Raw genomic sequence first — 6871 nt, 5'->3', positions numbered from 1 at the left:
GGCCTGGCTGGTCGCGCTGCGCACCTCCGCCCCTTCGAGACATGCTTCGCCGAAAAACTGCCCCTCGGCAAAAATCCCGACCACCGCCTCCTTGCCGTGTTCGGACAGGACTGTCATCTTCACCTTGCCCTTTTGAATGAAGAAGACCCGGTCGGCGACCTCGCCCTGGCCGAATATCTTCTGGTTTTTTGAATATTTATCGACTGATATTCCATGCCCGGCCCGGCTCAGAAAATCCCGGGCAGGGAAGGCATCCTTGGTCTCAGCTATCGGCGTATTGGACATGGTGTTGGTCCCGTCAAGGCGGCAGCGCAACACGCTCGGTCAACGGCGGCCCGCGCAGCAGCGCGACGATGGGCCATTATAAACTAGCTATGTCCGGTCGGCGACTTTAATCGGCGCAGGTTCGGCTCAGCCCGATACCTCTCTGGGCGAGGCCGTATGAGCCCCGCGACACACGCGCCCCGACGACGAAGATCAAGTCGGCGGTCTGAATTCACCGGCGAGCCAACGCCGCACCGGCGAGATTATCGGATCGCGCGATACCGGCATGATCTGGACGAGACCGCATTTCTGGCACTCGAATGTACCCCGGTCGAATCCGGAGGGGCCTGCCTCAAGCTTCGACAGCAGCATGCGGTTCTGCTGGCACATCGGGCAGCCAGGCCGCTTGATGGCAGCAACATGCGCGGCCGCGACCGGCTGAAATTCGGGCATGACACCTCGCATCGATTGGAGCGCCCACCGAGGCCGCTCAGAGCGAACCCGGGCGGAGCGAAGTCCGAATCGGAGGATGACCCTTCGGGCCTCTGCTGCCCTGGTCAAAATTGCTCACATTGAAAAACTTCATCCGTGGAGGAAGCGACCCCGCGCTACGCCAGCACGGGGCTCTCTGTCCACGGTTGCAACGCGCAATCCTGTCAGCGCTGGATCCGAATGCGCCATTGCGGCACGAATTTCGCGGGCCAGCCTGCTGCCCGCAGTTCGAATCTTTGAGCCGCCAATCTCGGCTTTTCGATGCGCGTTGCTTTCAGGTCAATATTGTTCAGGCCAACCTCTTTGTGGTCAATGTCTTTGTCGCCGATGTCTTGATGGCCAATGTCTGGGCAGCTCGGCTCTCTCAATACCTCTGCGATCAAGCCCAGGACACGCTCCTCGGGCGGCGCGACCTTTCGCGCCGGCTCCGGGTAATACCTGCGGGCAACCACAATGGCTTTCTCGAAATCGACGATATCGAGCCACGTCAGATCGCGCACGCTCTCCAGCACGCCTTCGTCCCACAGCCTGGTGGCCTCGATATCGAATTTCCCCTTCTGCCTCTGATCGCAGGCCTGGATACCGTAGCCTGTTACCGTCCATTGCCGGCCCACCCAATAGATGTCGCGATGCAACGCCATCTTGAATATTCTGAATGTTCGCTTCTCGAGCGGCTTGGGCCGCACGCAAAAATAGAACATAGCGGCACCCACGCTGCCTCCGCAACATCGAACCTGAGCTTTGCCCGCGACAAAATCACGTATCGCGGGCGACCACCTTCAGCCCGCCCATATAGGGCTGCAGCACGTCGGGCACGGCAATCGAACCATCCTCCTGCTGATAGGTTTCCATGACCGCGATCAGGGCACGGCCGACCGCGGTGCCGGAGCCGTTCAGCGTGTGCGCGAAGCGCGGCTTGCCGTCCGGTCCGCGATAGCGCGCATCCATGCGCCGGGCCTGGAAATCGCCGCACACCGAGCAGCTCGAGATTTCCCTGAAAGCCCCGCGATCGCCCTGGCCAGGCATCCAGACCTCGATGTCGTAGGTCTTTTGCGCCGAAAAACCCATGTCGCCGGCACACAGCGTCATCACCCGGTAATGCAAATCGAGCTGCCGCAGCACTTCCTCGGCGCAAGCCAGCATGCGCTCGTGCTCATCTCGAGCCGTTTCCGGCGTCGTGATCGAGACCAGCTCGACTTTTGTAAATTGATGCTGGCGGATCATGCCGCGGGTATCGCGGCCGGCGGCGCCGGCCTCGGCGCGAAAGCACGGCGTGAGCGCCGTCAGCCGCATCGGCAATTGCTTCTCGTCCAGGATGGATTCGCGCACGAGATTTGTCAGCGGGACTTCGGCGGTGGGGATGAGCCACCGTCTGCCAGTCAGACCCTTTGATCGCGTACGATCAATGAACTCACGAACAAGCAGACTCCCGCCATGGTTTTTCTCTCCATACGCGTCCTCTTGATCAGCCGCAATGTGGGACAGACTCTCCGCAAGCTCACGAACACTGGAGGGGTTCATTCTCATTTGGCTGAGCGAGAAATCACCCGCCGCATCAAGAATGCTATCAATCTGGTTCCAGTCGATTTCGGAGGACGCAAAGTATTGGTCGGTCCGAAACTTTGGCAATTGCCCGGTGCCGAACATTACTTCGTCGCGCACCAACAGCGGCGGATTGATCTCAGTGTAGCCATGCTCGTTGGTATGAAGGTCCAGCATGAACTGGCCGATCGCGCGCTCCAGCCGCGCTAGGCTTTTTTTCAGCACCACGAAACGCGCCCCACTGAGCTTTGCCGCCGTTTCAAAATCCATGTAACCGAGCGCGGCTCCGAGATCGTCATGCGCCTTTGGCGCAAACGCATAATTGCGCACCGCACCGAAGTGATGTCGCACCACATTTCCATGTTCGTCCGCGCCATTTGGGACTTCGTCCAGCGGCAAATTGGGAATTTCCGCAAGCAAATCCGCCAGCTTCTTCTCAATATTGGTGACGACCTGCTCTCCCGCGTGGGCAATGTCGCTTTTCAACCTGCTGACTTGGTCCATCAATTCCGTAGCTTTAGCTTCATCCTTTGTCCTTTTCGCAAGCCCGATTTCCTTTGAGAGGCGATTTCGCTTCTCCTGCCATTGCTCGACTTCGAAAATGAGTTTTCGTCGCTCCTCATCCAAAGAGAGGATCGCTCGCGATGAAAACCTTACCTTGTCTTCGTCTTTCAGATTTCGACGGCTCAGCGCCTTATCAAACGCTTCGGAATTGTCGCGGATCCATTTGATGTCGTGCATGGCTGTTTCCCGTCATGGCCGGGCTTGTCCCGGCCATTCGCGTCTTGGTCGCACGGTCTGTAAAAGACTGACATGCCCGGGACAAGCCCGGGCATGACGAATAATGAGCAGTTTGCCGTGCCGATACGAAAACGCAGGCGCTAACGCCCCCTACTCCGCCGGTGTCGGATCTGGCGGTGGTGGAGTGGCGGATGGCGGGGCCGCGGCGGCAGCCTTGGCGGCGGCTTTCTTCTCCACCATGCGCACCGCGATGATCGAACCCTCGTACAACGCCAGCAAGGGGATCGCGAGCGAGGACTGGCTCAGCACGTCGGGCGGCGTCAGCACCGCGGCGATGATGAAGGCGACCACGATGAAATAACGCCGTTTGTCGCGCAGCTGTTTCGAGGTGATGATGCCGATCCGCCCCAGCAGCGTCAGGATCACCGGCAGCTGGAACGCGATCCCGAACGCGAAAATCAGCGACATCATCAGCGACAGATATTCGCCGACCTTGGGCAGGAGCTGGATCTGCGCGGTCTCCGGGCCGCCGAGCTGCTGCATGCCGAGCGAGAACCGCACCAGCATCGGCAGCACCACGAAATAGACCAGCATCGATCCCAGTACGAAGAAGATGGGGGTGGCGATCAGGTAGGGCAGGAACGCGCCGCGCTCGTGCTTGTAGAGGCCGGGCGCCACGAACTTGTAGATCTGCGTGGCCACGATCGGAAACGAGATGAAGCCGGCGCCGAACAGCGCCAGCTTCAACTGGGTGATGAAATACTCGAGTAGCGCGGTATAGATGAATTTCGAGTTTTCCGCACCTGCGACCCAGACGAAGGGCCATACCAGCACGTTGTAGATCTGCTTGGCGAAGAAGAAGCAGAAGATGAAGGCGATGCCAAAGCCGAGCAGCGCCTTGATCAGCCGCGAGCGCAGCTCGATCAAATGGTCCATCAGCGGCGCTTTGCTGGCCTCGATGTCCTCGGCAGTCATGACGCTTTGGCGTCCTTGAAGCTGTCAGGCACGTCAGCCGCGCTGTGCTGCGGCGCCGGCTCAGGATGAACCTCCTGCACGATGCCCAGCGGCTGCGACGCCAGCGCGTCGGCATCGGCTGGGGCAAAGGTTTCCGGGATCGGCATCTGCGGCGTGGCCGGGGTCACCGGCGGTTCGATCGCAGGCGTAGCGGTTGACGCCGCCGCCGGCTTGTCGATGTCGTCGATATCAAGCGACTTGCTGACGTCCTTTTCCAGCGAGGTCATGAGATTGCCGCTGGTGAAGCCGCTGGCGGCTTCCTTGACCTCGTCAAAGCTCTTTTTGAGGTCGGCCATCTCCGCCTCGCGCATGGCCTCCTGGAACTGACCCTGGAATTCGGCGGCCATCTTGCGCGCCTTGCCCATCCATTGTCCGACCATCCGCAGCACGCCGGGCAGCTCTTTCGGGCCGATGGCAATCAGCGCCACGACCGCGATGACGATCAGTTCACTCCCACCGATGTCGAACATGCAAAAAATCCGCTCACGCGATGCGATCTCACCCCAATGCTTGTAAACAAGATTTGGGCCGCCCGCGTCTGCCTCGACCGCTCCTGCCGCAGAACAAATGCACTGCCGCCGCGGGCCGCAAGACCGTCAGACAGCTTTGCTGCCGACATCCGAACGCGCCGCCGTAGACGGCGCAGCGTTGTGATCGATCGTCTTCACGGGCTCGGGCTTCTCCGTAGTCTTCTCGTCGTCCTGCATGCCCTTCTTGAAGGCCTTGATGCCCTGGGCAACGTCGCCCATCAGGTCCGAAATCTTGCCGCGGCCGAACAACAGCAGGACGACTGCGATCACGACGATCCAGTGCCAAATGCTAAGCGAACCCATCCTGCAATCCTCCAAACATCAGAAGGCCGGTGGCCGGCCTGAACTCCAGCTGAAAGTAGGCCGGGGGGGTGTCAAAAACAAGGACTTAGGGCATGTCAAATGCCTGTTATGGCGCTGACCGTTAACGGTCGCGGGAAGCCTGATGGCCGGCAAATCGGCTGATGCCGGTCAGATTCAGTCCCCGGTTTCCGGCTCAGCCGCCGGCGCCAGCGCCAGTTCCAGATCACCGATTTCAAGCGGATCTTCATCCTCGCGCAAGGCCGGGTCATCCGACGGCGCCGGAACGCTGAATCCCGAAGGCAGCCGCGAATCCAACAGGCCGGTGCCTCTCAATTCCTCAAGGCCCGGCAGATCTCCGAGCGCCTCCAGGCTGAACTGTGACAGGAAGGCTTCCGTGGTTCCGAAGGTCAAGGGACGCCCCGGCGCCTTGCGGCGGCCGCGCGGGCGTATCCAGCCGGTTTCCAGCAAGACATCCAGCGTGCCCTTCGAGGTGACCACACCGCGGATGTCCTCGATTTCCGCGCGCGTCACCGGCTGGTGATAGGCGATGATCGCCAGCATTTCGATCGCCGCGCGCGACAGCCGCCGCGTCTCGGTGCTCTCCCGCGTCATCAGCCATGACAGATCGCTTGCAGTGCGGAACGTCCATTTATTGGCGACCCGGACCAGATTGACGCCGCGTGAGGCATAGTCGGCCTGCAACCGCGCCAATGCGGCCTTGATATCGACGCCCTCCGGCATCCGCTTGGCGAGCATCGCCTGATCGAGCGGTTCGCTGGAGGCGAACAGCAGCGCCTCCAGGAGCCGCAATTCCTCCGGCCGCGCTTGCGGATCGGCAGCCCTATCCTCCGCATCGGCTATGCGTTTTTCCGCCAGACTAGCCATGGCAAGGTCTCCTTCTTCCACTTACTCGGCCGGCAGATCCGGCGCGGACATTGCGACGGAACCTGGCTGCGGCGGACGCCTTCGAAAATACAGCGGCGCGAACGCCTCTTTCTGGTGCAATTCCACCTCACCTTCTCTCACCAGTTCCAGCGCCGCGGCGAAACTGGACGCGAAAACGGTAGCCTTTTGCGAAGGGTCGAGCACGAAGCGGATCAGATATTCGTCGAGGCAGCTCCAGTCCTCGGCCATTCCAACCAGACGCTCGAGCGACGCTCGCGCTTCGGCCAGCGACCAAACCGTTCGCTTCGCCAGATGCACCGTCGCCAGCACCCGCTGCTGACGCTGCGCGGCATAGGCGGTAAGCAGATCGAACAAGGTTGCCGTGAATCTGGGATGACGGATTTCGGCGATGGCTTCCGGATCGCCGCGGGGAAAGATATCGCGTTGCAATTGCGGGCGGTTCATCAAGCGGTTCGAGGCTTCGCGGATCGCCTCCAGGCGGCGTAGCCGGTTCGCCAGCGCGGTCGCCATTTCGCCTGCGCTCGGTCCGTCCGCGGTGACCGGTTCCGGCAGCAGTAGCCGCGATTTCAGGTACGCCAGCCATGCCGCCATCACCAGATAGTCGGCCGCCAGTTCGAGCCTTATTTTCCGCGCCGCCTCGATGAACACCAGATACTGGTCGGCCAGCGCCAGAATGGAAATCTTGGCGAGATCGACCTTTTGCTGCCGCGCCAGCGTCAGCAATAGGTCGAGCGGGCCCTCATAGCCCTCGACGTCGACCACCAAAGACGGCTCGTCCGCCGAAAGCTCCGCGGGCCGCCCGGTTTCGAACGATAGAATCTCCGCGCTCATGCGCCTGCCGTTCCTGCCCGTTCAATCAACGCGTCGAGCTCGGCGCGCGCCCGCAGCCGATCGAAGGCCTGCGGAGGCTTCCTTGATGCCAGCGCCCGTTGGGCGCGTTTCAGCGCTTGACCTGACAATTCGGGCGTGTTGCGGGCGACGTCGGCCATCTCTTCGAGCTTGCCGTTGCAATGCAGAGCCACATCGCAGCCGGCGCCGAAAATAGCCTGGGTGCGCTCGGCGATTGTCCCCGAGAGCGC

Annotated in this window: 9 protein-coding genes and 1 pseudogene; all 10 read right to left on the bottom strand. The window is 61.2% G+C overall.

Annotated elements, in window-relative coordinates; genetic code table 11:
* Positions 1–285, bottom strand: a 285-nt coding sequence (locus ABSG20_RS25580; protein WP_423867278.1) for a Crp/Fnr family transcriptional regulator, incomplete at its 3' end; no start/stop codon positions are given.
* A 192-nt stretch (positions 286–477) separates the two neighbouring features.
* Positions 478–717, bottom strand: a complete 240-nt coding sequence (locus tag ABSG20_RS25575) for a response regulator (RefSeq protein WP_423867277.1) — start codon at positions 715–717, stop codon at positions 478–480.
* A 203-nt stretch (positions 718–920) separates the two neighbouring features.
* Complete coding sequence (locus ABSG20_RS25570; protein WP_423867279.1) at positions 921–1397, bottom strand: hypothetical protein; 477 nt, start codon at positions 1395–1397, stop codon at positions 921–923.
* A gap of 115 nt (positions 1398–1512) precedes the next feature.
* Complete coding sequence (gene serS / locus ABSG20_RS25565) at positions 1513–3039, bottom strand: serine--tRNA ligase (RefSeq protein ID WP_423867276.1); 1527 nt, start codon at positions 3037–3039, stop codon at positions 1513–1515.
* A gap of 150 nt (positions 3040–3189) precedes the next feature.
* Positions 3190–4014: a twin-arginine translocase subunit TatC gene (gene tatC, locus ABSG20_RS25560; RefSeq protein ID WP_423867275.1), complete on the bottom strand. Its 825-nt coding sequence runs from the start codon at positions 4012–4014 to the stop codon at positions 3190–3192.
* Positions 4011–4523, bottom strand: coding sequence for a Sec-independent protein translocase protein TatB (gene tatB / locus ABSG20_RS25555; protein ID WP_423867274.1), 513 nt, complete (start codon positions 4521–4523; stop codon positions 4011–4013). The genes tatC and tatB overlap by 4 nt, the downstream gene beginning before the upstream one ends.
* Positions 4524–4649: 126 nt before the next feature.
* Entirely contained in the window at positions 4650–4886 is a 237-nt protein-coding gene (locus ABSG20_RS25550; RefSeq protein ID WP_423867273.1) for a twin-arginine translocase TatA/TatE family subunit, read from the bottom strand.
* A 174-nt stretch (positions 4887–5060) separates the two neighbouring features.
* Positions 5061–5771, bottom strand: a complete 711-nt coding sequence (scpB, locus tag ABSG20_RS25545; protein ID WP_423867272.1) for an SMC-Scp complex subunit ScpB — start codon at positions 5769–5771, stop codon at positions 5061–5063.
* A gap of 21 nt (positions 5772–5792) precedes the next feature.
* Complete coding sequence (locus ABSG20_RS25540; protein WP_423867271.1) at positions 5793–6623, bottom strand: segregation and condensation protein A; 831 nt, start codon at positions 6621–6623, stop codon at positions 5793–5795.
* Positions 6620–6871, bottom strand: a pseudogene (locus ABSG20_RS25535) (beta-hexosaminidase); the annotation flags it as partial. The pseudogene ABSG20_RS25535 and the gene ABSG20_RS25540, both read right to left, overlap by 4 nt.

It is taken from the genome of Bradyrhizobium sp., from assembly GCF_049512235.1.
In the GTDB taxonomy this organism is placed as follows: Bacteria; Pseudomonadota; Alphaproteobacteria; order Rhizobiales; family Xanthobacteraceae; genus Bradyrhizobium.
The sequence above is the reverse complement of the archived record's forward strand: the minus strand, read 5'-3'. Positions and strand labels throughout refer to the sequence as shown.